Source organism: Mycolicibacterium tusciae (assembly GCF_002086795.1).
Taxonomy (GTDB): domain Bacteria; phylum Actinomycetota; class Actinomycetes; order Mycobacteriales; family Mycobacteriaceae; genus Mycobacterium; species Mycobacterium tusciae.
Genome location: NZ_MVIM01000005.1, coordinates 123752 through 145746, shown reverse-complemented (window position 1 = coordinate 145746; position 21995 = coordinate 123752). Strand labels below are relative to the sequence as shown.

The following is a 21995-nucleotide window of genomic DNA, read 5'->3' as shown; positions in this document are numbered from 1 at the left end:
CTACATCACCATGCCGCCATCGACCGGCAACACCTGACCCGTGATGTAGGACGCCGCGTCGGACGCCATGAACACGAATGCGCCCGCGATCTCGGACGGTTCGGCCCAGCGCTTGAGCGGAATGCGGTTCATCATGTTGGCCGCGAACTTCTCGTTGGTGCGGATGGTCTCCGTCATGGGCGTCGCGGCAAGCGGCGCGAGGGCGTTGACCATGATGTTCTTCGAAGCCAGCTCGCGCGCAAGTGATTTCGTGAAACCGATGAGGCCGGCTTTGGCCGCCGAGTAGTTGACCTGGCCGAGGGTTCCGGTCAGCCCCGCCGCCGACGTCACATTGATGACGCGGCCGGTACCGTCGGTCGGGATGTGCGGCAGTGCGGCCTGGCTGCAGTGGAATGTGCCCATGACGTGGATGTCGAAAGTCAACCGGAACGTCTCGTCCGTCAGCTTGGGAAACATCGCGGGCGACGTGACACCGGCGTTGTTGACCAGGATGTGCAGCGCTCCCCCGCCGAGCCCGGCGGCCTGCGCGGCGGCCGCGTCGGCGGCACCGCGGTCACTGACGTCCAGCGCGCACGAGTCGGCCTTACCACCGTTGGCGCGGATTCGTTCGGCCACAGCCGATGCCGCGTGCGCGTCGAGATCGGTCACCAGGACGGCCGCGCCTGCATCGGCGAGTGCCGTGGCGACCGCAGCACCGATGCCACCGCCCGCGCCTGCGCCTGTCACCAGCGCCGAGCGGCCGGTGAGATCGAAGTAGCCCATCAGTAGCTCCTCGGCATTCCGAGTACGTGTTCGCCGAGGAAGTTCAGGATCATCTCCTGGCTGACCGGCGCGATCTTCATCAGCCGCGACTCACGGAAATACCGCGACACGTGGTATTCCTCGGAGTAACCCATGCCGCCGTGTAACTGGAGGGCACGATCGGCGGCGCCGAATCCGGCGTCGGCGCAGAGGTATTTGGCGGTGTTCGCCTCACGCCCGCAAGGCTTTCCGTTGTCATAGAGCCACGAGGCCTTGCGCAGCACCAACTCGGCGGCGTCCAGACGCGCCAACGAATCGGCGAGCGGGAACTGCAGTCCCTGGTTCATGCCGATCGGACGATCGAAGACGATGCGCTCATTGCCGTACTTGACGGCCTTCTCCAACGCCACGCGGCCGATCCCCAACGCCTCGGCCGCGATGAGCATCCGTTCCGGGTTCAGCCCGTCGAGAATGTACTTGAACCCCTTGCCCTCTTCACCGACACGGTCCTCTTCCGAAACGATGAGGTCATCGATGAACACTTCGTTGGAGCTGACCGCATTTCGGCCCATCTTCTTGATCGGGCGGATGTCGACGTGGTCGCGGTTGAGATCCGTCAGGAACAGCGTCATACCGTCGGTCTTCTTGGTGACCTCATCGAACGGCGTCGTGCGCGTGAGCAGTAGGATCTTCTCCGACTCCAGCGCCTTGGAGATCCACACCTTGCGACCGTTGATGCGGTACTTGTCGCCCTCGCGTTTGGCGAATGTGGTGATGCGCGACGTGTCCAGTCCCGCACCGGGTTCGGTGACACCGAAGCACACGTGCAGATCGCCGTTGACGATGCGGGGCAGGGTGGCGGCCTTGAGCTCGTCGGAGCCGTGTTTGACGACGGGCTGCATCCCGAAGATCGTGAGGTGGATTGCGCTGGCACCGTTCATCGCCGCGCCCGACCGTGCCACCTCCTCCAGCAGCAGGGTCGCCTCGGTGATGCCCAGCCCATGTCCGCCGTACTCCTCGGGGATGGTCATGCCCAGCCATCCGCCGGAGGCGATCGCGTCGTAGAACTCCTGCGGGAATTCGTGCGCCAGATCCTTTTTCATCCAGTATTCGTCGTCGAACCTGCTGCACAGCTCCGCGACGGACTTGCGGATGATCTGCTGATCTTCGGTCAGCTCGAAACTCATGCCCCCAGACACGTGCTCTCCTCTTCGTGCATAGCGATTTCGGCGTGCTCGGTCTCGTTGAGCGTTACCAGGCACGCCGAATTCGCTGTGGGACTCAGTCCTTGTTGCCGGTCAATTCCTTGGCGTTGGCGGCGAAGTCGGCGAAGCTCGCGCCGCCGTGGTCGTGCTTGGACAGCGCCTGGATGCTGACGTCGTGGCCTTCGGCGGCCTTGCGTAGCGCGCCGACGGTGGCCTGTTCCTTGGTGATGTGGGTGAACGGGTCCCAGTGATACCAGCGCATGGCGTTCTCGTAGGTCATCTTGTTGATCTCGACGTCGGTGACGTGGTGCTCTTTGAGGACCTCGTCGAGCTGCTCGGGGGCCCCGGGCCACATCGAATCGGAGTGGGGGTAGTCGGCTTCCCAGCAGATGTTGTCGATACCGACGTCGTTGCGCAGCTGCACCCCGACGTGATCGGAGATGAAACAGGTCAGGAAGTGATCGCGGAACACCTCCGACGGCTTCTGCTTGCCGAAGTCCTGTCCCGTCCACGTCGAATGCATCTCATACGTGCGGTCGGCACGCTCCAGGAAGTAGGGAATCCAGCCGGTGCCACCCTCGGACAGGGCGATCTTCAAATCTGGGTATTCCTTGATCGGCTTGGACCACAACAGATCCGCGGCGGCCTGCACGATGTTCATCGGCTGCAGGGTGATCATCACGTCCATCGGGGCATCCGGCGCGGTGATGGCCAACCGGCCCGACGACCCGATGTGGACGTTGAGCACCGTGTCGGTATCGACGAGCGCATCCCACATCGGCTTCCAGTAATCGAAGTCATGGAAAGACGGATAGCCCATGGCCGAGGGGTTCTCGGTGAACGTCAACGAATGCACGCCACGCTTGGCGTTGCGCCGAATCTCTGCAGCGCACGCCTCGGCATCCCAGATCACCGGCAGCGTCATCGGGATGAACCGCGCCGGATACGCCCCGCACCACTCCTCGACATGCCAGTCGTTGTAGGCCTGCACCAAAGCCAGGGAGAACTCATGGTCCTCGGTGGCGAACAACCGGCCCGCAAAGCCCGGGAACGACGGGAAACACATCGAGCCCAGGATGCCGCCGGCGTTCATGTCCTTGACCCGCTCGTCGACCTTGTAACAACCCGGGCGGATCTCATCCAAACCCTGCGGCTCCAGCCCGTACTCCTCCTTCGGCCGACCCGCCACCGCGTTCAACGCGACATTGGGGATGACGATGTCGCGGAACTGCCAGGTATCAGAACCATCGGGGTTGTGCACCAGCCGCGGCGCCTCATCCAGGTACTTCTTCTGCAGATGGTTCTTGAACATGTCCGGCGGCTCGACGATGTGATCGTCGACGCTGATCAGGATCATGTCTTCTTTGTTCATGCCTGTTCCCTCCGTCGAAATCTGTGATAGCACCCACACTAGTTACCCAGTCTGGTTCTCTATCTGAGGAAACTAGCTTCTCTTGGCGCGAGAATCAATGTCCGAAACGACCCGCATGGCCTTCCAGCTGCGCCGTTGGACCATAAGTGGCAGGCCACCGACCCGCACATCCGGACGGTGGGATTGACCATCGGCCGGAAAAGTGGAAATCTATTGGCGAAATATGAGAACCTGATTCTCGTGAACGAGAGGAAGCACCCGGTGCGTGTGCCCCCGCTCCCCGCGGACCAATGGGATGACAGCGTCCACGAGGCGTTGTCGACCATGTCCGCTGAGCGCCGCAACCCGGAGGCGGCCGGAAATCTGCTGGCCACGCTCGTCCGTCATCCCAAGCTGACGCGCGCGTTCCTACGATTCAACTTCCACCTGCTGTACGGATCGACCCTGCCGGACCGGCTACGCGAGCTGGCGGTGTTGCGCGTCGCGCATCGCCGCAATTGCGAGTACGAGTGGCGCCACCACGTTCGCATGGGCGGTGAGGCCGGCCTGTCCGATGACGTCATCGACGGCATCCAGCGCGGCGAGGCCGTCGACGAACTCGACCGGGCCGTCCTTGCGGCAGTCGACGAACTGGAGGACAAGTCGGAGATCTCCGACGCCACATGGGCGACGCTCTCGGAGCACCTCGACGAGCGTCAACGCATGGACCTCGTCTTCACGATCGGCTGCTATGGCGCACTCGCCATGGCCATCAACACTTTTGGCGTGGAACCCGACTCCGAAAAGCACGCAGAGAGGTAGACAAACCGTGGCATTTTTCAAGAAGCCCGATGTCGGTAGTTGGACCGAGAACTGGCCCGAGCTGGGCACTGCGCCGGTCAACTACGAAGACTCGATCGATCCCGAGCACTGGAAGCTGGAGCAACAGGCCATCTTCCGCAAGACCTGGCTGCAGATGGGGCGAGTGGAGCTGATTCCCAAGAAGGGCAGCTACATCACCCGTGAGCTGCCATCGGTCGGAGCGGGTACGTCGATCGTCATCGTCAACGACGGCGACCAGATCCGTGCGTTCTACAACATGTGCCGTCACCGCGGGAACAAGCTGGTGTGGAACGACTACCCCGGCGAAGAAGTCTCCGGCACCTGTCGTCAATTCGTCTGCAAGTACCACGCTTGGCGCTACAACCTCAAAGGCGATCTGACCTTCATCCAGCAGGAGCAGGAGTTCTTCGACATCGACAAGGCGGACTATCCGCTCAAGCCGGTGCGCTGCGAGGTGTGGGAGGGGTTCATCTTCGTCAATTTCGACGAAAACGCGGTCTCGCTCGAGGAATACCTGGGCGAGTTCGGCCAAGGGCTGAAGGGTTATCCCTTCCACGAGATGACCGAGCACTACAGCTATCGCTCGGAGGTCAAGTCGAACTGGAAGCTGTTCATCGACGCCTTCGTCGAGTTCTACCACGCACCGATCCTGCACATGAAGCAGGCGGAGAAGGAGGAGGCCGAGAAGCTGGCCAAGTTCGGCTTCGAGGCGCTGCACTACGACATCAAGGGCGACCACTCGATGATCTCGTCCTGGGGCGGCATGAGCCCGCCCAAGGACCTGAACATGGTCAAGCCCATCGAGCGGATCCTGCACAGCGGCCTGTTCGGGCCGTGGGACCGCCCGAAGATCAAGGGCATCCTGCCCGACGAACTGCCGCCGGCCATCAACCCGGGCCGCCACAAGACGTGGGGCCAGGATTCGTTCGAGTTCTTCCCGAACTTCACCCTGCTCTTCTGGGTGCCGGGCTGGTATCTGACGTACAACTACTGGCCCACAGGTGTGGACACCCACATCTTCGAGGCCGACCTGTACTTCGTGCCACCGAAAAACCTGCGCGAACGGCTCTCCCAGGAACTGGCGGCGGTGACGTTCAAGGAGTACGCGTTCCAGGACGCCAACACGCTGGAAGCCACCCAGACGCAGATCGGTACCCGCGCCGTTCTCGACTTCCCGTTGTGCGACCAGGAAATTCTGCTGCGCCACCTGCACCACACCGCGCACAAGTACGTCGATCGGTACAAGGCTGGCCTGAATGGCAAAGGTTCGAACGGCAAGCACGCCGCTTCAGATGAGAAAGACGCTGCAAATGTCTAAGCTTCCAGAGGAATTCGCGGATCTCGAGCGATTCAGCGACTGGTGCCTGCCGACCGAGGAAGAGCGCTACCAGAAGCGGCTGAACTCCTCGATGGAGGAGATGCAGGAATTTTACGACGCAGGCATGGCTAGGCTCGAGGACATCATGGTCTACGTCGACGCCCGCTTCCCGCTCAAGGGAATGCCGGAGGACGCGAAGGCTCTGGTGCACCTTGGCCAGTCGATCGTGATGGTGAGCTTTCCCGTCGAGGTGTGGAAGCAGCCCCGGGTGCTCGACAGCGGCGCCGCGTACATCAATCTCATCAAGGAGCCGGTGGTCTGAGCGTGCTGACCCTCAAAGCAGCGGGTCTTGTTGACGTCGACGCCGGAGAGATCGTCCGGCCGGGAATCGTCCGCATCGACGACGGTCGGATCGTCGGCCTTGGCGAGGGATCTCAGGGTGCCGACGATCAGGTCATCGATCTCGGTGATGCCATCCTGCTGCCCGGCCTGATGGACATGGAGGTCAACCTCCTCATGGGCGGGCGGGGCGAAACCCCCGGTCTGTCTCAGGTACAGGACGATCCGGCGATCCGGGTGCTACGCGCGGTCGGCAACGCTCGCCGCACGCTACGCGCGGGGTTCACGACGGTGCGCAACCTCGGATTGTTCGTCAAGACCGGCGGATACCTGCTCGACGTCTCGCTCGGTAAGGCCATCGACGCGGGATGGATAGAAGGTCCGCGCATCGTGCCCGCCGGTCACGCCATCACTCCGACCGGCGGCCACCTCGACCCGACGATGTTCGCGGCGTTCATGCCCGGCGCGCTCGAGCTGACGGTCGAGGAGGGCATCGCCAACGGCGTCGACGAGATCCGCAAGGCCGTGCGCTATCAGATCAAGCACGGCGCCCAGCTGATCAAGGTGTGCGTATCGGGCGGGGTGATGTCGCTGACCGGAGAAGCTGGTGCACAACACTATTCAGACGAGGAACTCCTCGCCATCGTCGACGAGGCACACCGGCGCGGACTGAAGGTCGCCGCGCACACCCACGGCGCGGAGGCGGTCAAACACGCCGTGGCGTGCGGTATCGACTGCATCGAGCACGGTTTCCTGATGGACGACGAGGCCATCCAGATGCTGGTGGACAATGACCGTTTCCTGGTCACCACCCGGAGGCTGGCCGAGGCGATGGACGTGTCGAATGCTCCGAAAGAGTTGCAGGACAAGGCCGCCGAGATGTTCCCCAAGGCGCGCACCTCGATCAAGGCGGCTTACGAGGCGGGGGTGAAGATTGCCGTCGGCACCGACGCCCCGGCGATCCCGCACGGCAAGAATGCCGATGAACTCGTCACCCTGGTCGACTGGGGCATGCCGCCGGCGGCGGTGCTGCGCGCGGCCACCGTCGTCGCCGCCGACCTGATCGACAAACCGGACCTCGGCCGCATCGCCGAGGGGTATCTGGCGGACATCATCGCCGTGCCCGGAGATCCGCTCGCCGATATCGGCGTTACACGAGACGTCAGCTTTGTAATGAAGGGCGGTAAGGCCTACCGACATGACAGTGTCACCTAGTCAACAGCGGATCGAGGATCTGGTCGAGATCCAGCAGACGCTCGCCAAATACGCCGTCACCATCACCCAAGGCGACATCGAGGGCCTGATCTCCGTTTTCACCCCCGACGGCACCTACAGCGCGTTCGGCTCGACCTACACCCTTGCCCGCTTTCCCGAGTTGGTCGATGCGGCCCCGAAGGGCCTGTTCATGACGGGCACCGCGCTTATCGACCTCGACCCCGACAACCCGGACGCCGCCACCGGGACACAGCCGCTGTGCTTCATCGAGCATTCCAAGCACGACATGCGAATCGGCTACTACAAGGACACCTACCTACGCACGGCCGACGGTTGGCGGCTCAAAACCCGCGCCATGACGTTCATCCGGCGCAGCGGCGAGCACGACTCCGGCCGACCCCACGCGATCGGCCGGCCGGAGGCCGACGTCGCCGCCGGGGCGCCTCCGGAGGCTGGATGACCAGCGAACTGACGGCTGGCACCGAGTTCGAGACAGTCGCCGAGTTCCGGTCACAACTGGTCGCATGGCTCGACAGCCACGACCTGACCCCGCCGCCCGGTGACCACTCGCTCGACGCCCACCAGGCGCAGCACGCGCGCGTGCTGAAGGAGCTCTACGACGCCGGCTGGATGCGCTGGGGCTGGCCCGAATCCGCAGGCGGCCTCGGCGGCCCGATGATCCTGCGCGCAATCGTCGGCGAAGAGGTCGTCGGCCGTCGTCTCGACGATCCGGGACCGTACTCGATGCTCGAAGTGCTGACCCCGACGATGATCGACTACGCGCGCCCCGAACTCGCCGCCGAGATGGTGCCTCGACTACTGTCCGGCCAGGAGACCTGGTGCCAGGGCTTCTCCGAGCCCGGCTCGGGTAGTGATCTCGCATCCCTTGCCACGCGCGCCGAACAGCGCGGCGCGACCGGGGACTGGGTGATCAACGGCCAGAAGGTGTGGACGAGCTTCGCGCAGTACGCCAAGCGTTGCGTGCTTCTCACCCGAACGGGACCCGGGCATTCGGGCATCACCGCCTTCTTCGTCGACATGGACAGCCCCGGCGTGGACGTCCGCCCCCTGCGCACGATGCACGGCGTCGACGAATTCTGCGAGGTGTACTTCGACGACGTGGTGGTTCCTGCCGACCGCATGCTCGGAAACCCCGGCGACGGTTGGCAACTCGCGATGGACCTGCTTCCCTACGAGCGTTCGACATGCTTCTGGCAGCGCATCGCCTACCTGTACTCGCGGTTCGACGCACTGGTCGGCGAGGTGAAGAACGTCGGCCAGTCGGTGGACTCGGAGCTGGGCGAGACATATCTGGCCCTGCACATGTTGCGCTGCCGCTCGCGGGCCACCCAGCTCCGGTTGGCCGACGGCAACAAGCTCGGCCCGGACACGTCGATCGACAAGGTCTTACTGGCCGGTGCCGAACAGCAGCTCTACGACTCCGCGCACGACCTGCTCCCGAGTGTCATCGAGCTGGACGACACCGAGTGGCGCACCGAGTACCTGTATTCGCGGGCCGCCACGATTTACGGCGGCACCGCCGAAGTTCAGCGCAACATCATCGCCCGCCGACTGCTCGACCTCGGGAAGGAGTGACCGTGGCCGGACAATCGGAATGGGACGCCCAATCACTCGACCTGCTCGAAGACGGCCTGCGCAAGACAATGCTGTCCACCTCCGGCACCGAACTGGATGCGGCACTGGCTGAGCTCGGCTGGTCCGAGATGCTGTCCGACATGTCCGAGGTGGCGATCCCGCTGGTGTTCCGCCTACTGGGCGAAACCGGCTCGCACGCTTCGGTTCTCAACGATGTCGTATTGCTCGCCTCGAGCCCCGACGAGGGCTCGAATCCGGCGCTGCCATACGCGGGCGGCGGCTGGGTGGTGTGGGACTACACCTGCGCCGACGAGAGCTCAGCCCTGGGCGGGTTGCCACTGCGGCGGGTCGAAGAGGGCGGGCATCCTCGACTGCCCGACGCGCGACGCGCGGTCGGCTGGTGGCTGGCGGGTTGCGCCAGGGCGATGCTGGCCCTCGCGCGCCAGCATGCGCTGGACCGTGTCCAGTTCGGTCGGCCGATCGCGTCGTTCCAGGCGATCCGGCACCGGCTCGCCGAGACACTCGTGGCGATCGAAGGAGCCGAGGCGGCGCTGACCCTACCCGGTGACGACAACCCCGACCTGACCGCGCTGCTGGCCAAGGCGGCCGCGGGGAAGGCGGCGCTCACCGCGGCCAAACACTGCCAGCAGGTGCTGGCCGGCATCGGATTCACCGCCGAACACGAACTGCACCGCCACATCGAGCGTGCCTTGGTTCTCGACGGGTTGCTCGGCAGCTCAAGAGAACTCACGCGCAGGGCCGGAGCGGGACTGCGCGCCCGCGGCTCGGTCCCCCGCCTCGCCCACCTCTAGTCCCACCGTTGCCGGGGGCCGGACCCTAGACTTCACGGGTGCCACCCGACGCGTCGAAGACCAGGGCGGGACTGCTGGACGCCGCAGCCCGCGCCTTCGCTCACGACGGGGTCTTCAACGCCTCCCTCATCGACATCACCCGTCAGGCCGGGCAGCGCAACCGTGCGGCACTGCGCTACCACTTCGGTTCACGTGACGGTGTGCTGTGCGCGGTCATCGAGCGGCACGCGGAGTTCCTCGCCCGCCGCGAAGGTGAACTGCTCGAGGTAGCCAGGCGCCGGGCGGGGCTCGAATCCGTCATCGAAGCGCTCGTCCGGCCCGCTGCCGAACTCGCGGACAGTGGCTGGCGCGGACGTTGCTGCCTGCTGATCATCGCCGAGCTCACCGGTGAGGACCGGGCGCAATACAGCGCGGAGTTGCAGGCCGTGCTGGCCAGCACCGGCGGTGACGACGTGTTCGCGCTGCTGACCGAGCGCACCGGACACCTCACCGATGAGCTTCGCACCGAACGATTTTCGCTGATGGTGATGTTCATCCTCCGGGCCATAGCGGACCGCGCACGGCTGCTCGAGCGACGGGCACGGCATAGTCGACCACAGCTCGAGCACGAACCGTTCGTCGCGAACCTGGTGGCGATGGCCGCCGCCGCGCTGGCCGCGCCCACCGCTCGTTGACATAAGCAACCCTGCTTATTACCGTGCTTGCTGTGAAGGCAGTGCGCGTCGTCAAGCACGGCGATCCCACAGAAGCACTTGAAGTCGCCGACGTTCCGACCCCCGAGGCCGGTCCCGGCGAGGTCCGCATCGCGGTGTCGGCGGCCTCGGTGAACTTCGGCGACATCGCCCGGTGCCGCGGCACCGTGGCCAGCGTCATGGGCCAGATCCCGTTCACCCTCGGCATGGACGTGTGCGGCGTGGTCGACGCGGCGGGCGAGGGTGCGACCGAATGGGTGGGTCGGCGAGTGGTGGCCATGACCAAACAGTCGCTGGGCGGTATGGCCGAGTTTGCGGTGGCGCCCGTGACCGGAACATTCGACGCACCAGCGGATCTCGACGATGTCTTCGCAGCGGCCTTCACGTTGCCCTTCCACGTCGGCTACCTGGCGCTGCACCGGCGCGCGAAGCTGGCTGCGGGCGAGACGCTGCTCGTCGTCGGCGGTGCGAGCGCTGTCGGGACGGCGGTCATCCAGCTCGGTGTCGCCGCGGGTGCCAACGTCATCGCCGTCGCGGGCGGTCCCGACAAGGGACGGCTATGTGAGCAACTGGGCGCCTCCTTCATCGACCGCACCGCCGCCGACCTCTTCGACGAGGTGAACGCACGCACCGACCAACAAGGCGTCGACGTCGCGGTCGACCTGGTCGGCGGCGAGCTCACCGAGACGGTATGGACGTGCATGGCCCGCGAAGGCCGTTACCTGCCAGTCGGTTTCAATGATGATCCGCAGGCGGGACTCACCGGCCGTCCGTTGCGCAAGGTGTCGATGGGGAACTTTTCGATCCTGGGCGTCATCCTCGGCTACGGCGAGCTGCCGGTCGATTTCCGTCGCTTCGGCCTCAACATGTTCGGAGCCGAGGTCGGCCGCGAGGTGCACGCCGCGCTCCTGGAACTGGTCTCCGCCCGGTCGGTTCGGCCGGTGGTCGGGCGCACGATCACCATGGACCAGGTAGCGGCGGCGCTTGACGACCATGAGCGACGGCGCACGATCGGTCGCACGGTCGTCAGGGTCGCGGGTGACTAGCACCCAAGCGCCGGGGCTGAACCCGGATGCCGTGATGTCGGCTGCGGTCGAAGCCGCTGGGTCCGACGACTTCGGACCCGCCGACTTCGTCGAAGGGCTGACGGTGCTCTGCGCGTCGGTCGCCGAGCAAGCCAAGCTCAACGACATCGGTCGATTTGCGTTGGAACAGAATATCGTCGGTGGCTTGGCCAATCGGTTGCGCATTCACGATTGGCTCAACCGGAACCCCGCCATCCGCGACGAACCCATCAGTGCGCCACTGGTGGTGATCGGCCTGTTCCGCGCGGGCACGACGTTCCTGAGCCAACTGCTCGATCAGGATCCCGCGAACCGCGCGCTATTGCGATGGGAGGCCGCCGACAGCGTGCCGCCGCCGTCGCCGGAGAACTACCGCCGCGGCCCCCGGGTCGATGCCGCCAACGAGGCCATCGAGATGCTCGAGTCGCTGAATCCGCAGATGAGGATCGTCCATCACGAGGACGCCGAGGGACCGACCGAGTGCATCACGCTTCTTGGCCAGGATTTCAAAAGCCTGACCTGGGAGGCGATGACCAACGTGCCCGACTACAGTCGGTGGTTGCTCGGCGCGGATTACACATCGGCATACGCCTACCACCGGCGGGTGCTACAGGTGCTGCAGAGCGGCGGCCGCCGCGGCCGGTGGACCTTGGAGAGCCCCAACCACGCGATCGCGCTACCGGCGCTGGCCGCGGAGTACCCGGATGCCAAACTCGTTCTTCTGCATCGTGATCCGACGGTGCTGTGCGCATCGGCATGCAGCCTGATATCGACGCTCACCGGTACGTTCAGCGACGCCGACCACACCGCGTACATCGCCGAGCACTGGACCGACCTGCTGGCCGAGTCGATCGACCGCAGCGAAGACTTTCGACACGCGCATCCCGAGCGGGAAATCGTCGACGTCCAATACGCCGACCTCGTCAGCGATCCGATCGGTACCGTCGAGAAGATCTACGCCGCCTGTGGACAGGAACTCGACGAGCAGGGTCGCGCCGCCGTCACCGCATCCGTCGCGGCGAATCCCAAGGGCCGCTTCGGCACCCACGGATATCGGCTCGAGGACTACGGGCTGCAGGCCGGCGAGATCTCGGACCGGTTCGCCCACTACATCAAGCGATACGACGTCCCCTCGGAAACCAGCCGCGCCTGAGACCGGGGAGGCGCTACTGGATGTTGGCCTTCATCTCGTCGAGATTGACGAGAACGGGCCAGCCGCCGACGCTCAGCGCATTGCCGTGGCCGGTCTGGTGGATGTCGAAGACCGACTGGATGGCCGCGTAGAAGCCTTGCACATCCAACGTCTGATTGACGGCGCGTTTGGCCTGCCGCAGAGCGAAAGTCGGCATCTTCGCGATCTGCTCGGCCAGGGACCTGGTCTCGGCATCGAGCTGATCGCGAGGCACCACCTTGTTGACCATTCCGGTGGCGGCCACTTCGTCGGCGGTCATCGCCCGGCCGGTGAACAGGATCTCCTTGGCCTTGCGCGGCCCCAGTTCCCAGGTATGGCCGTGGTATTCGACTCCCCCGATACCCATCAGCACGACCGGATCGGAGAACAAAGCGTCGTCGGCGGCCAGGATGAGGTCACACGGCCAGCACAGCAGTAGTCCACCGGAAATGCAGCGTCCCTGCACCGCCGCGATCGAGGGTTTGGGTGTGTTGCGCCACTTCAGCGTGTACTCGAGATAGCGCCGATGCTCGTGCTGGATGATGAACTCCAGCGTGATCTTGTCGGGTACCGGTCCGCCACCACGCAGATCATGGCCGGCCGAGAAATGTTTCCCGTTGGCGCGCAGGATGATCACCGACACCTCGGGGTCCTCCGCGGCGCGGGTCCACGCGGCGTCGAGTTCGTCCAGAAACTCCGGATTCTGAGCGTTGGCGGCCTCGGGGCGGTTGAGGGTGATGGTCCCGATCTTGTCGGCGACCTCGTAGTCGATGTACACGGCTGAGTCCTAGTTTCTCGGTAGGCCCAACACTCGCTGGGCGATGATGTTGCGTTGAATTTCAGAGGTTCCGCCGGCGATCGTGCCGCCGTAGGTGCGGGCATAGCGCTCGAACCACGCCGAGCGATACAGATCGAGATGCTGTGCGCTGTAAGGGCCCGAGAACCCGGGTGAGGCCAGCGCGTCAGGACCCGCCGCCGACAGCGCGTACTCCGCCGCCAACTGCGACGCCTCCGATCCGAGGAGCTTGAGCACCGACATCGCCGACGGATCCTCGTCGCCGCGCGCGGCCTTGGCCAGTGCGACCGACCCGAGCAGGCGAAGCGCTTGGTTGTCCATGACCAGCATGGCGAAGCGGTCGCGGTCCAACGCCGACGATGGTCGCCAGTCCTCGACCATCTCCTCCAGCCGGTCTGCATAGCTGAGCCACAACATGTTCCGCTCGTGGCCGAGAGATCCGTTGGCGACGCGCCACCCCTCGTTCAACGGGCCGACGAGGTTCTCCGCGGGCACCCGTACATCGTTGAAGAACACCTCGTTGAAATCGAGATCCTCCGCATCGCACATCGAGGCGAACGGGCGACGTACCACCCCGGGCAGATCGGTCGGGATCATCAGTACGCTGATGCCCTTGTGTTTGGCCGCGTTGGGATCGGTGCGAACGAAAGTCAGCAGCACGTCCGCGTCGTGCGCGCCCGACGTCCACACCTTCTGCCCGTTGACGACGAAGTAGTCACCATCGAGGACCGCGCGGGTACGCAACGATGCGAGATCGGAGCCCGCGCCGGGCTCGCTCATTCCCAGCGACGCGGTCATCTCGGCCCGCAGGATCGGCACCGCCCAGCGCCGCTGCTGCTCGGGGGAGCCGAATGAAATCAGCGACGCGGAGATGATGCCGACGCCCTGCGGGTTGAACGTGAGGTAGGTCCGCCGCCGGGCCAGTTCCTCTTGGTGGACGTACTGCTGCAGGATCGTGGCGTTGCGGCCGCCGAACTCGGGCGGATAGCCGGGGCACAGCCAGCCGTTGTCGAACAAGAGCCGTTGCCAGCGTCTGGCCCAGTCGGGAACGTGGCTGCTGGACCCGGACCGTTCCAGCGCCTCTGCGTCGTGCGGCAGGTGCTCATCGAGGAACGCGACGAACTCCGCACGGAACGCCTCGACGTCAGCGTCGAAGGTCAGCTGCACAGTGCTCCCGGCGGATCAAAATTTTGGTAAGACTACTGTTACCAGTAAATGGAGAATACTATTCTCCACGTGAGAAAGTTACAATCTCTGACACGTTGGCCGCGAGGGGGTCGAGGACCGCAATGGCAAGACGTTCTCCGGTACAGTCAGTCCATGTTCTCCCCACCCGGGCAGCATCCGAGCCGCCGGTGACCATCCCCAGCGAAGAACCCGCCTGGAAGCAGCGCGCGGTCGAGCGATCGATCAAAACCGCAAAGCTCCGGGCCGCTCAGCGCGTTCAGCGCTTCCTCGACGCCGCCCAGGCGATCATCATCGAAAAGGGCAGCACCGACTTCACCGTACAAGAGGTGGTCGACCGCTCACGTCAGTCGCTGCGAAGCTTCTACCTGCAGTTCGACGGTAAGCACGAGCTGCTGCTGGCGTTGTTCGAAGACGCCCTTTCCCGGTCCGCCGACCAGATCCGCGCCGCCACCAGCGGTCCGGACGAGCCGATCGAGCGGCTACGGGTTGCGATCCAGCTCCTGTTCGAGTCCTCGCGTCCGGACCCCACAGCCAAACGGCCCCTGTTCACCGACTTCGCCCCGCGCCTGCTTGTCTCACATCCGTCCGAGGTCAAAATCGCCCACGCGCCGCTGCTGGCACTGCTGACCGAGCTCATGGAAGAGGCCAGCGCCGCAGGTCAGCTGCGTGCCGGTATCAATCCCAAGCGGATGGCCGCGATAACCATGCAGACGGTGATGTTCAACGCACAGTCCAGCGGCGAAGAGTCCGAGGACGCGGCATCGCGCCCGATCACCGCGGACGAACTCTGGGACTTCTGCGCGCACGGATTCACCGCCAGCTAGGCCTGATCGGCCTGAGAATTACGTTCTCGGCGCCGAGAATCTGACTTACACTGAGCGGGTGCCCGATCTCTGGACCGATCTGCTCGGCTGCCTGGACATCACCAAGACCTCGGCCGGCGACGGCGTGACCGCAGAGTACGACGGCCGGAATCAACAGTTGGAGTACCACCGGGTGTTCGGTGGTCAATTGCTCGGCCAGTTCCTCCGGATCGCAGCGCTGACCTGTCCGGAGAAAGCCGTCAAATCCCAGCACGCGATCTTCACCCGCGAGGGCAGAGCCGATGAACCGGTCCGCTACGAGGCTGTCCGGGCGCACGAGGGACGGTCGTTCGCGGCGGTCACCATCACGGCGACCCAGAGCCGGGGTGTCATCGCCACGGCGTCGGTCAGCATGCACGCCGTTGAGGTCGGCCCCGAACATCAGGAAGTCGAGAGCGTCGGGCCGGTGCTCGGTCCGGAGTACACGCTCCCGCTCGACCTGATCCCTTGGGAGACAAGGGCGTCCATCGATCTCAACGCGACCACCATTGGTCCTCCGCAGTTCGAGTTCTGGATGCGCACCCCAGCCGTCGCCCAGGAAATGGCGCAGGCACTGGCGGCCTACGCGACGGACCTGACGCTCATCGGCACCGCGCTGCGCCCGATCGAAGGAGCGGATCAGCGGGGCAACGGTACGACGTTCACCTCTGCCGTCACGTCGCACACCGTGTGGTTCCATCGGCCGTTTCGCACCGACGACTGGCTGCTGCTGCGTCAACACAGCCCGGTGCTCGCCCATGGCCGGAGCTTCGGTCGCGGCGATGTGCTCACCGAGGACGGCGTGCTGGTCGCGTCCTATGGCCAAGAGGCTCTTCTGCGCTTCACGGAACAACGATGAGAAGCCGATTCTGTTAAGCGGAGAGTATAAATTGCCCGAAACGAGTCGCCGGTTGACACCATTGTGGAGCCGATGCCAGAGTTGTGAGACAAACGACAGCCATTTGTCTTATACCTTTCTGGTCCTGCGAGAGGCGACCCGTGACGATCAGTGCTGAAAACTCCGACGTGCAAACAGCGGACGCGTTGTACTACGACCCGTACAGCGTCGAACTAAACATGAACCCGTACCCGGTGTTCGCCCGCATCCGCGAAGAAGCGCCGCTGTATTACAACGACAAGCACGACTTCTACGCGTTGAGCCGCTACGACGACGTCAACAAGGCGCTGATCGACCACGAGACCTTCATCTCGGGTCGAGGCGCGCTGCTCGAGATCATCAAGTCAGGTATGGAGATCCCTCCCGGCACACTGATTTTCGAGGATCCGCCATTGCACAACATCCAGCGCAACCTGCTGTCGCGGATGTTCACACCACGCAAGGTGCTGGCCCTGGAACCTCAGATCCGCGAGTTCACCGCGAAGTGCCTGGATCCGATCGTCGGAAGCGGCAAGTTCGATTTCGTCAACGACCTCGGCGAGCAGATGCCGATGAAGGTGATCGGGATGCTGCTGGGTATCCCAGAAGAGCACCAGCGCCGGGTGGCCGACCATGGTGAAGCCACCCTGGAAGGCAAAGAGCACGACCTGATGGCCACCGGCGAGGTGTTCGCCGAGTTCATCGACTACCGCACCGAGCATCCGTCCGACGACATCATGACCGACCTGCTCAACGTCGAATTCACCGACGAGACCGGCACGCTGCGACGGCTACGCCGGGAAGAACTGCTCATGTACCTGACCGTCGTCGCCACGGCCGGCGCCGAAACCACCACCCGCCTGATCGGCTGGGCCGGCAAGACGCTGGCCGAAAACCCCGATCAACGCAGGGAACTCGCGGAGAATCCGGACCTGATCCCGCAGGCGATCGAAGAGATCCTGCGCTGGGAACCGCCGGCGCTGCAGATGGCCCGCTACGTTGCGCGCGACGCCGAGTACCACGGTCAGACCATTCCGGAGGGCAGCGCGATTCTGCTGCTGATCGGCGCGGCCAATCGCGACCACCGACGGTTCCCGCCCAATGGTGATGTTTTCGATATTCACCGAGAGCAGCACTCGCACATGACATTCGGCGCGGGCACGCACTTCTGCATGGGCAACGCGCTGGCCCGGCTGGAAGGCCGCATCGCACTCGAGGAGATCCTCAAGCGGTTCCCGACGTGGGAGGTCGACTGGCCGAACGCAGAGCCGTCCCAGACGACGGCGGTCCGCGGCTGGAAATCCATGCCCACCTTCGTTCCCTGAAATAACCCAACCACCAAAAGGATTGATAGACATGGCAGGACGTGTAGAAGGCAAGGTCGCGTTCATCACCGGCGCGGCACGCGGACAGGGTCGCGCGCATGCGGTGCGGTTGGCATCCGAAGGCGCCGACATCATCGCCGTGGACGCCTGCAAGAAGATCGAGACCGTGGACCTCATCGAGGCATCCACGCCGGAGGATCTTGCCGAGACCGCAGATCTGGTGAAGGGGCACAACCGCCAGATCTACACCGCCGAGGTCGACGTCCGCGACTACGACGCTTTGAAGGCCGCGGTCGACACGGGCGTCGACCAGCTGGGCCGGCTGGACATCATCGTCGCCAATGCGGGCATCGGCAACGGCGGCCAGACGCTGGACAAGACCAGTGAAACCGACTGGACCGCAATGATCGACGTCAACCTCGGCGGCGTGTGGAAGACCGTGAAAGCCGGTGTGCCGCACATCCTCGCGGGCGGCCGCGGCGGTTCGATCATCCTGACCAGCTCGGTCGGCGGCCTGAAGGCCTACCCGCACACCGGCCACTACGTCGCCGCCAAACACGGCGTCGTCGGCCTGATGCGCACGTTCGCCGTCGAACTCGGCGCGCAGAACATCCGGGTGAACTCCGTGCACCCGACCAACGTGAACACCCCGCTATTCATGAACGAGCCGACGATGCGGCTGTTCCGTCCTGACCTGGAGAACCCGGGCCCCGAGGACATGAAGGTCGTCGGACAGATGATGCACACGCTGCCGATCGGCTGGGTCGAGCCTGAGGACATCGCCAACGCCGTGCTGTTCCTGGCGTCCGACGAAGCGCGCTACGTCACCGGTGTGACGCTGCCGGTCGACGGTGGCAGCTGCCTGAAATAGGGCCTGACACAACGTGACTGTCGCGGAGCTGTCGCTGCCGCGCGGCTGGGACGACATCACCGCGGACTGGATGACGGCCGCACTCTCGCGTCACCATCCCGACGCGGTGGTCGACGAAGTGGCGGTGGCGCTCCGCGACGACGGCACCAACCGCCGCGCCCGGTTGGCGCTGACGTATTCGGCCGGTTCGGGGCCTGCGACGGTGTTCGCCAAGGCCGTCGACCCCGACCACGCCGAACTCGTCGCGCTGACCAGCGGGCTGTATCACGAACCGCGACTGTTCACCTCGGGTGTCGAACTCGGCCTCGATCACCCCACCGTCTACACGGCGCTGATCGACGAGGACCGCTCCGACTTCCTGATGGTCATGGAGGACGTCGTCGCCCGAGGCGCCGATCCGCGTGACTCCACCCGGCCGATGTCGATCGATCAGGTGGCCAGCGGTGTGCGTGGGCTCGCGCGGATGCACAGCCGGTTCTGGGGTGAACGGCTCGACACCTATCCGATGCTCGACTGGCTCGAACCGTTCGTCGCGTTTGAAGGCATGCAATATGCGCCGCTGCACATCGCGCATGAGCGATTGGGCGATACGGTGCCCGCGGAGATCCCCGCGCTCAGCGGCACCGAGTTGTTCGTCGACATCTGGGCCCGCTACATCGGCACGTTGACCCGTTCACCCCAGACACTTCTGCACGGCGATCCGCACATCGGCAACACGTATGTTCTTCCGGACGACGAGGTCGGATTCCTGGACTGGCAGATGGCCCGCCGTGGCAACTGGTCCCTCGACCTCGGTTACTTCCTGCAGGGCGCGCTCACCATCGAGGACCGCAGGGTAGGCGAGCGAGATCTGCTCACGGAGTACCGCGGTGCGCTCAATCTGCCCGCCGACGAGAAGCCCAGCGCCGACGAGGTGTGGTTGCGCTATCGCGCATCCGTCGCGCACGGGCTTGCGATCTGGATGGCGACGTCCTCCGGCGGAGACGCCTGGCAGAGTGCGGAGATATCGGTGGCCCTCGCTCAGCGGTATTCGGCCGCGTTCGTGGACCTGGAGGCACGATCGGCGCTCGACTCGATCTGCAGCTAACGCGCCTCCCAATACTTGGGCACCGATTTCAACAAGGCGTATCACAAGCTGGTCTCAAGACTGTTGCCCTATAACACCTTCCAGTCTGCACCGCGGCCCGGCTAGTGGTTTCTGACGCCATAGTCCGCGGTGGCTACCCTGGGGTCGAAGCACCTGCGTTCACCCTTCGAAGGATCACGCCTGCATCGTCTCTGGCAGCGGGCTGTACGCAGAGATTATCGCTGAGCACCCTAGGGTTGCGCTGAGCCCGACCGAGGATTTCCACGGCATCGACAGGGTTGACATGAACACCGGCGACACGCAGGGCGTGCATTTTGTACATACATGCAGCCGTGCTTAGTTGATGGTGTACCGGTTGTATACAACGCCGAAGCTCGGGGGGACGCTTTCCTCCCCATACAGTGATCTCAGCTGTTCGACGCCGAAAAGCATTGCCAACGACGAGACGAACTCTTTCGTCTGCTGCATATAACTCTGCCGAAACGCTCAACGCTGCCGGGAGCCGCTCGGGTCCGGACAGCGCAGATTCCAGATCGACAGCCTTTGCGCCGAGGACGTGCAGTGGCCGAACATCATCCGGGCAAGCCGCAATGAACACGGTTATGTCCCAACCGTTGAACGCACGATCGAACAACCAACCCCCGGCGCAACTCACGGCGTGAGCCACACTGCCGACCATCACATCGAGCCGGTACCTCTCATCGCCCGTGTCCTCATCGGCCGCCACGGTGGTCTCCTTATTTAGTCGTATGCCTAATATCCAAAAGTAATGACATACGCGCTGCGAAACAAGGGTTCTCCGTATAAATAGTTGACCCGGTCGGTTATCTACGATTAGCTGGTGCAGAAAGCTGACCATAGTCCTGAGCGACGCCTCGCTGCGTCTGTCCGACAACGAATCTGAGTGGAGCCGCCATGCTCGAGAAGGGCCCAGCAGAGCTGCTCGATATGACCGGCAAGGTCGCCGTGATCACCGGGGGCAGCAGGGGTATCGGCCGTGCCGTGGCCGAAGGATTGGCAATGGCGGGGGCAAACGTCGTCATCGCCAGCCGAAAGCTCGAGAACTGTGAGCTGGCAGCGAAGGAGATCGAGGCGGCCACCGGTCGGGATGCACTGCCTGTCGGCTGCCATGTCGGTCGGTGGGAGGACGCCGATATCCTGCTCGATACGGTCTACCGCGAGTTCGGCCGATGCGACGTATTGGTCAACAACGCCGGGATGTCCCCGGTCTACGACACGCTTACGTCCGTGACCCAGGAGCTTTACGACAAAGTCCACGCCGTCAACGCCCGCGGGCCGTTCCGCTTGGCTGTTCTGTTCGGATCACGCATGGCCGAGGGCGAAGGCGGCTCGATCATCAACGTCACGACGGCAGGCACACTGCGTCCGGACACCGCAGACCTCCCCTACGTCATGGCGAAGGCGGGATTGAATGCGCTCACGCTCGGGTTGGCCGGAGCATGGGCCCCAAAGGTGCGTGCCAATCTGGTAATGCCGGGCGCGTTCGACACCGACATTTCCAAGGCCTGGGGTCCGGAAGGACAAGCTGCGGCGGCAGCGATGAATCCGATGAAACGAATCGGGCTCCCGGAAGACATGGTCGGTCTCTGCGTGTTCCTGGCCAGTGACGCCGCAAGCTATATCAACGGCGCCCAAATCCTGGTGGACGGCGGATTATTCCGCACACTCTAAGGATTAACCCTCCACCACAGGAGTTTTCATGACTGGACGCATGGCAGGAAAAGTCTCGTTCATTACCGGCGCCGGCCGCGGTCAAGGGCGCGCACATGCGGTCTTGCAGGCGCGGGAGGGCGCCGACATCATCGCCGTCGACATCTGCGAGGACATCGCCTCGAACCCGTACCCCATGGCCAGCCGGGATGACCTCGAGGAGACGAAACGGCTCGTCGAAAAGGAGGGCCGGTCCTGTGTAACGGTCAAGTCCGACGTTCGTGACCGTGGGCAACTCGCCAAAGCCCTTGACGAGGGCCTGGCCGAGTTTGGCCGGCTGACTACGGTCATGGCCAACGCCGGAATCCTTCCGATGGCCATGGGCGACCCCCAGCCGCTGGACTTCCAGGACGCGGTCGACGTCGACCTCATCGGCGTGATGAACACGGTGGCCGTGTCCGTACCGCACCTGACGGCAGCCGGTAACGGCGCGTCGATCATCATCACCGGTTCTATAGCCTCGCTGATCCCCGGTGCCATTTCCACCGCGGCCGATCCCCGCACGATCATGGGTCCGGGTGGCGCAGGCTACAGCTGGTCGAAGCAAACGCTGGTCGGCTATACCCAGCAGATGGCTCTGCACCTGGCGCCCACCGGGATTCGCGTCAACGTCGTGCATCCGACGAACTGCAACACCCACCTGATGAACAACGACGGCATCTATTCGGTCTTCCGGCCCGACATGGAAGGCACAGTCAGCAAGGACGACTTCCAGCCTGCTTCGGAGTTCTACCACGCCCTTCCCACACCGTGGATCGAGCCCGAGGACGTCGCCGAGATCGTCCTCTTCCTCGCTTCCGACGCGTCGAAATACATGACTGGGACGAGCATTCCGGTTGACGCCGGCTGCATGATCAAATGGCCCAACGGTCCCGGGCAATGATCTTCATGACCGCGGCGATTGCGTCGACGGTCCCGGATCAATTGTCAA

General features: G+C 64.2%; 22 protein-coding genes. 17 read left to right on the top strand and 5 right to left on the bottom strand.

Features of this window, described 5'->3' with window-relative positions; all coding sequences use genetic code 11:
- The 3 genes from BST47_RS11520 to BST47_RS11510 form a co-directional block, all read right to left on the bottom strand.
- Complete coding sequence (locus BST47_RS11520) at positions 1 to 762, bottom strand: SDR family NAD(P)-dependent oxidoreductase (RefSeq protein ID WP_083125677.1); 762 nt, start codon at positions 760 to 762, stop codon at positions 1 to 3.
- Positions 762 to 1928 carry an acyl-CoA dehydrogenase family protein gene (locus BST47_RS11515; protein ID WP_083125676.1) on the bottom strand — a complete coding sequence of 389 codons (1167 nt, stop codon included), beginning with the start codon at positions 1926 to 1928 and terminating at the stop codon, positions 762 to 764. The genes BST47_RS11520 and BST47_RS11515 overlap by 1 nt, the downstream gene beginning before the upstream one ends.
- 94 nt (positions 1929 to 2022) lie before the next feature.
- The gene (locus BST47_RS11510; RefSeq protein ID WP_083125675.1) at positions 2023 to 3318 is read right to left on the bottom strand and encodes an amidohydrolase family protein; all 1296 of its coding nucleotides are present in this window, start codon (positions 3316 to 3318) and stop codon (positions 2023 to 2025) included.
- A gap of 261 nt (positions 3319 to 3579) precedes the next feature.
- On the opposite strand from BST47_RS11510, the gene BST47_RS11505 reads away from it, so the two are divergent.
- The 10 genes from BST47_RS11505 (at position 3580) to BST47_RS11460 (ending at position 12329) form a co-directional block, all read left to right on the top strand.
- Entirely contained in the window at positions 3580 to 4119 is a 540-nt protein-coding gene (locus tag BST47_RS11505) for a carboxymuconolactone decarboxylase family protein (protein ID WP_083125855.1), read from the top strand.
- A gap of 7 nt (positions 4120 to 4126) precedes the next feature.
- The gene (locus BST47_RS11500; RefSeq protein ID WP_083125674.1) at positions 4127 to 5458 is read left to right on the top strand and encodes an aromatic ring-hydroxylating oxygenase subunit alpha; all 1332 of its coding nucleotides are present in this window, start codon (positions 4127 to 4129) and stop codon (positions 5456 to 5458) included.
- Positions 5451 to 5780, top strand: coding sequence for a hypothetical protein (locus tag BST47_RS11495; RefSeq protein ID WP_083125673.1), 330 nt, complete (start codon positions 5451 to 5453; stop codon positions 5778 to 5780). Before BST47_RS11500 ends, BST47_RS11495 begins: the two co-directional genes overlap by 8 nt.
- A 2-nt stretch (positions 5781 to 5782) precedes the next feature.
- Entirely contained in the window at positions 5783 to 7012 is a 1230-nt protein-coding gene (locus BST47_RS11490) for a metal-dependent hydrolase family protein (RefSeq protein ID WP_083125672.1), read from the top strand.
- Positions 6996 to 7472, top strand: coding sequence for a nuclear transport factor 2 family protein (locus BST47_RS11485; protein ID WP_083125671.1), 477 nt, complete (start codon positions 6996 to 6998; stop codon positions 7470 to 7472). Before BST47_RS11490 ends, BST47_RS11485 begins: the two co-directional genes overlap by 17 nt.
- Positions 7469 to 8608, top strand: a complete 1140-nt coding sequence (locus tag BST47_RS11480) for an acyl-CoA dehydrogenase family protein (RefSeq protein WP_083125670.1) — start codon at positions 7469 to 7471, stop codon at positions 8606 to 8608. The genes BST47_RS11485 and BST47_RS11480 overlap by 4 nt, the downstream gene beginning before the upstream one ends.
- Before the next feature lie 68 nt (positions 8609 to 8676).
- Positions 8677 to 9420 (top strand): acyl-CoA dehydrogenase family protein, encoded by a 744-nt coding sequence (locus tag BST47_RS11475; protein WP_234809680.1) that lies wholly within the window; start codon positions 8677 to 8679, stop codon positions 9418 to 9420.
- A 38-nt stretch (positions 9421 to 9458) separates the two neighbouring features.
- Positions 9459 to 10094 (top strand): TetR/AcrR family transcriptional regulator, encoded by a 636-nt coding sequence (locus BST47_RS11470; protein ID WP_083125669.1) that lies wholly within the window; start codon positions 9459 to 9461, stop codon positions 10092 to 10094.
- 32 nt (positions 10095 to 10126) lie between these two features.
- Positions 10127 to 11158 (top strand): quinone oxidoreductase family protein, encoded by a 1032-nt coding sequence (locus BST47_RS11465; RefSeq protein ID WP_083125668.1) that lies wholly within the window; start codon positions 10127 to 10129, stop codon positions 11156 to 11158.
- A complete protein-coding gene (locus BST47_RS11460) occupies positions 11151 to 12329 on the top strand; it encodes a sulfotransferase family protein (protein ID WP_234809667.1) in 1179 nt (392 codons plus the stop codon). The genes BST47_RS11465 and BST47_RS11460 overlap by 8 nt, the downstream gene beginning before the upstream one ends.
- A gap of 13 nt (positions 12330 to 12342) precedes the next feature.
- Here the strand turns inward: BST47_RS11460 and BST47_RS11455 are convergent, their stop codons facing one another.
- Both BST47_RS11455 and BST47_RS11450 read right to left on the bottom strand, forming a co-directional pair.
- A complete protein-coding gene (locus BST47_RS11455; RefSeq protein WP_083125666.1) occupies positions 12343 to 13125 on the bottom strand; it encodes an enoyl-CoA hydratase in 783 nt (260 codons plus the stop codon).
- A 9-nt stretch (positions 13126 to 13134) separates the two neighbouring features.
- A complete protein-coding gene (locus tag BST47_RS11450) occupies positions 13135 to 14310 on the bottom strand; it encodes an acyl-CoA dehydrogenase family protein (protein ID WP_083125665.1) in 1176 nt (391 codons plus the stop codon).
- A 122-nt stretch (positions 14311 to 14432) separates the two neighbouring features.
- Here BST47_RS11450 and BST47_RS11445 point away from each other — a divergent pair, with 122 nt between their 5' ends.
- From BST47_RS11445 to BST47_RS11415, 7 genes are all read left to right on the top strand, one after another.
- Positions 14433 to 15155 carry a TetR/AcrR family transcriptional regulator gene (locus BST47_RS11445; protein ID WP_083125664.1) on the top strand — a complete coding sequence of 241 codons (723 nt, stop codon included), beginning with the start codon at positions 14433 to 14435 and terminating at the stop codon, positions 15153 to 15155.
- A 58-nt stretch (positions 15156 to 15213) separates the two neighbouring features.
- On the top strand, positions 15214 to 16032 hold the full coding sequence (locus tag BST47_RS11440; protein ID WP_083125663.1) for an acyl-CoA thioesterase: 819 nt from the start codon (positions 15214 to 15216) through the stop codon (positions 16030 to 16032).
- Positions 16033 to 16172: 140 nt separating this feature from the next.
- Positions 16173 to 17375, top strand: a complete 1203-nt coding sequence (locus BST47_RS11435) for a cytochrome P450 (protein WP_083125662.1) — start codon at positions 16173 to 16175, stop codon at positions 17373 to 17375.
- Between the two features lie 31 nt (positions 17376 to 17406).
- Entirely contained in the window at positions 17407 to 18246 is an 840-nt protein-coding gene (locus tag BST47_RS11430) for a mycofactocin-coupled SDR family oxidoreductase (protein WP_083125661.1), read from the top strand.
- Between the two features lie 13 nt (positions 18247 to 18259).
- Positions 18260 to 19333, top strand: a complete 1074-nt coding sequence (locus BST47_RS11425; protein WP_083125660.1) for a phosphotransferase — start codon at positions 18260 to 18262, stop codon at positions 19331 to 19333.
- 915 nt (positions 19334 to 20248) lie between these two features.
- Complete coding sequence (locus BST47_RS11420) at positions 20249 to 21025, top strand: SDR family NAD(P)-dependent oxidoreductase (RefSeq protein WP_083125659.1); 777 nt, start codon at positions 20249 to 20251, stop codon at positions 21023 to 21025.
- 28 nt (positions 21026 to 21053) lie between these two features.
- Positions 21054 to 21947 carry a mycofactocin-coupled SDR family oxidoreductase gene (locus BST47_RS11415; RefSeq protein ID WP_083125658.1) on the top strand — a complete coding sequence of 298 codons (894 nt, stop codon included), beginning with the start codon at positions 21054 to 21056 and terminating at the stop codon, positions 21945 to 21947.
- The last annotated feature ends 48 nt before the right edge of the window (positions 21948 to 21995 follow it).

Coding starts and splice junctions, on each gene's coding strand:
- BST47_RS11475 (WP_234809680.1), top strand. CDS start 8,677: ATGCTGTCCACCTCCGGCACCGAACTGGATGCGGCACTGGCTGAGCTC.
- BST47_RS11515 (WP_083125676.1), bottom strand. CDS start 1,928: ATGAGTTTCGAGCTGACCGAAGATCAGCAGATCATCCGCAAGTCCGTC.
- BST47_RS11445 (WP_083125664.1), top strand. CDS start 14,433: ATGGCAAGACGTTCTCCGGTACAGTCAGTCCATGTTCTCCCCACCCGG.
- BST47_RS11485 (WP_083125671.1), top strand. CDS start 6,996: ATGACAGTGTCACCTAGTCAACAGCGGATCGAGGATCTGGTCGAGATC.
- BST47_RS11510 (WP_083125675.1), bottom strand. CDS start 3,318: ATGAACAAAGAAGACATGATCCTGATCAGCGTCGACGATCACATCGTC.
- BST47_RS11480 (WP_083125670.1), top strand. CDS start 7,469: ATGACCAGCGAACTGACGGCTGGCACCGAGTTCGAGACAGTCGCCGAG.
- BST47_RS11420 (WP_083125659.1), top strand. CDS start 20,249: ATGCTCGAGAAGGGCCCAGCAGAGCTGCTCGATATGACCGGCAAGGTC.
- BST47_RS11520 (WP_083125677.1), bottom strand. CDS start 762: ATGGGCTACTTCGATCTCACCGGCCGCTCGGCGCTGGTGACAGGCGCA.
- BST47_RS11495 (WP_083125673.1), top strand. CDS start 5,451: ATGTCTAAGCTTCCAGAGGAATTCGCGGATCTCGAGCGATTCAGCGAC.
- BST47_RS11415 (WP_083125658.1), top strand. CDS start 21,054: ATGACTGGACGCATGGCAGGAAAAGTCTCGTTCATTACCGGCGCCGGC.
- BST47_RS11430 (WP_083125661.1), top strand. CDS start 17,407: ATGGCAGGACGTGTAGAAGGCAAGGTCGCGTTCATCACCGGCGCGGCA.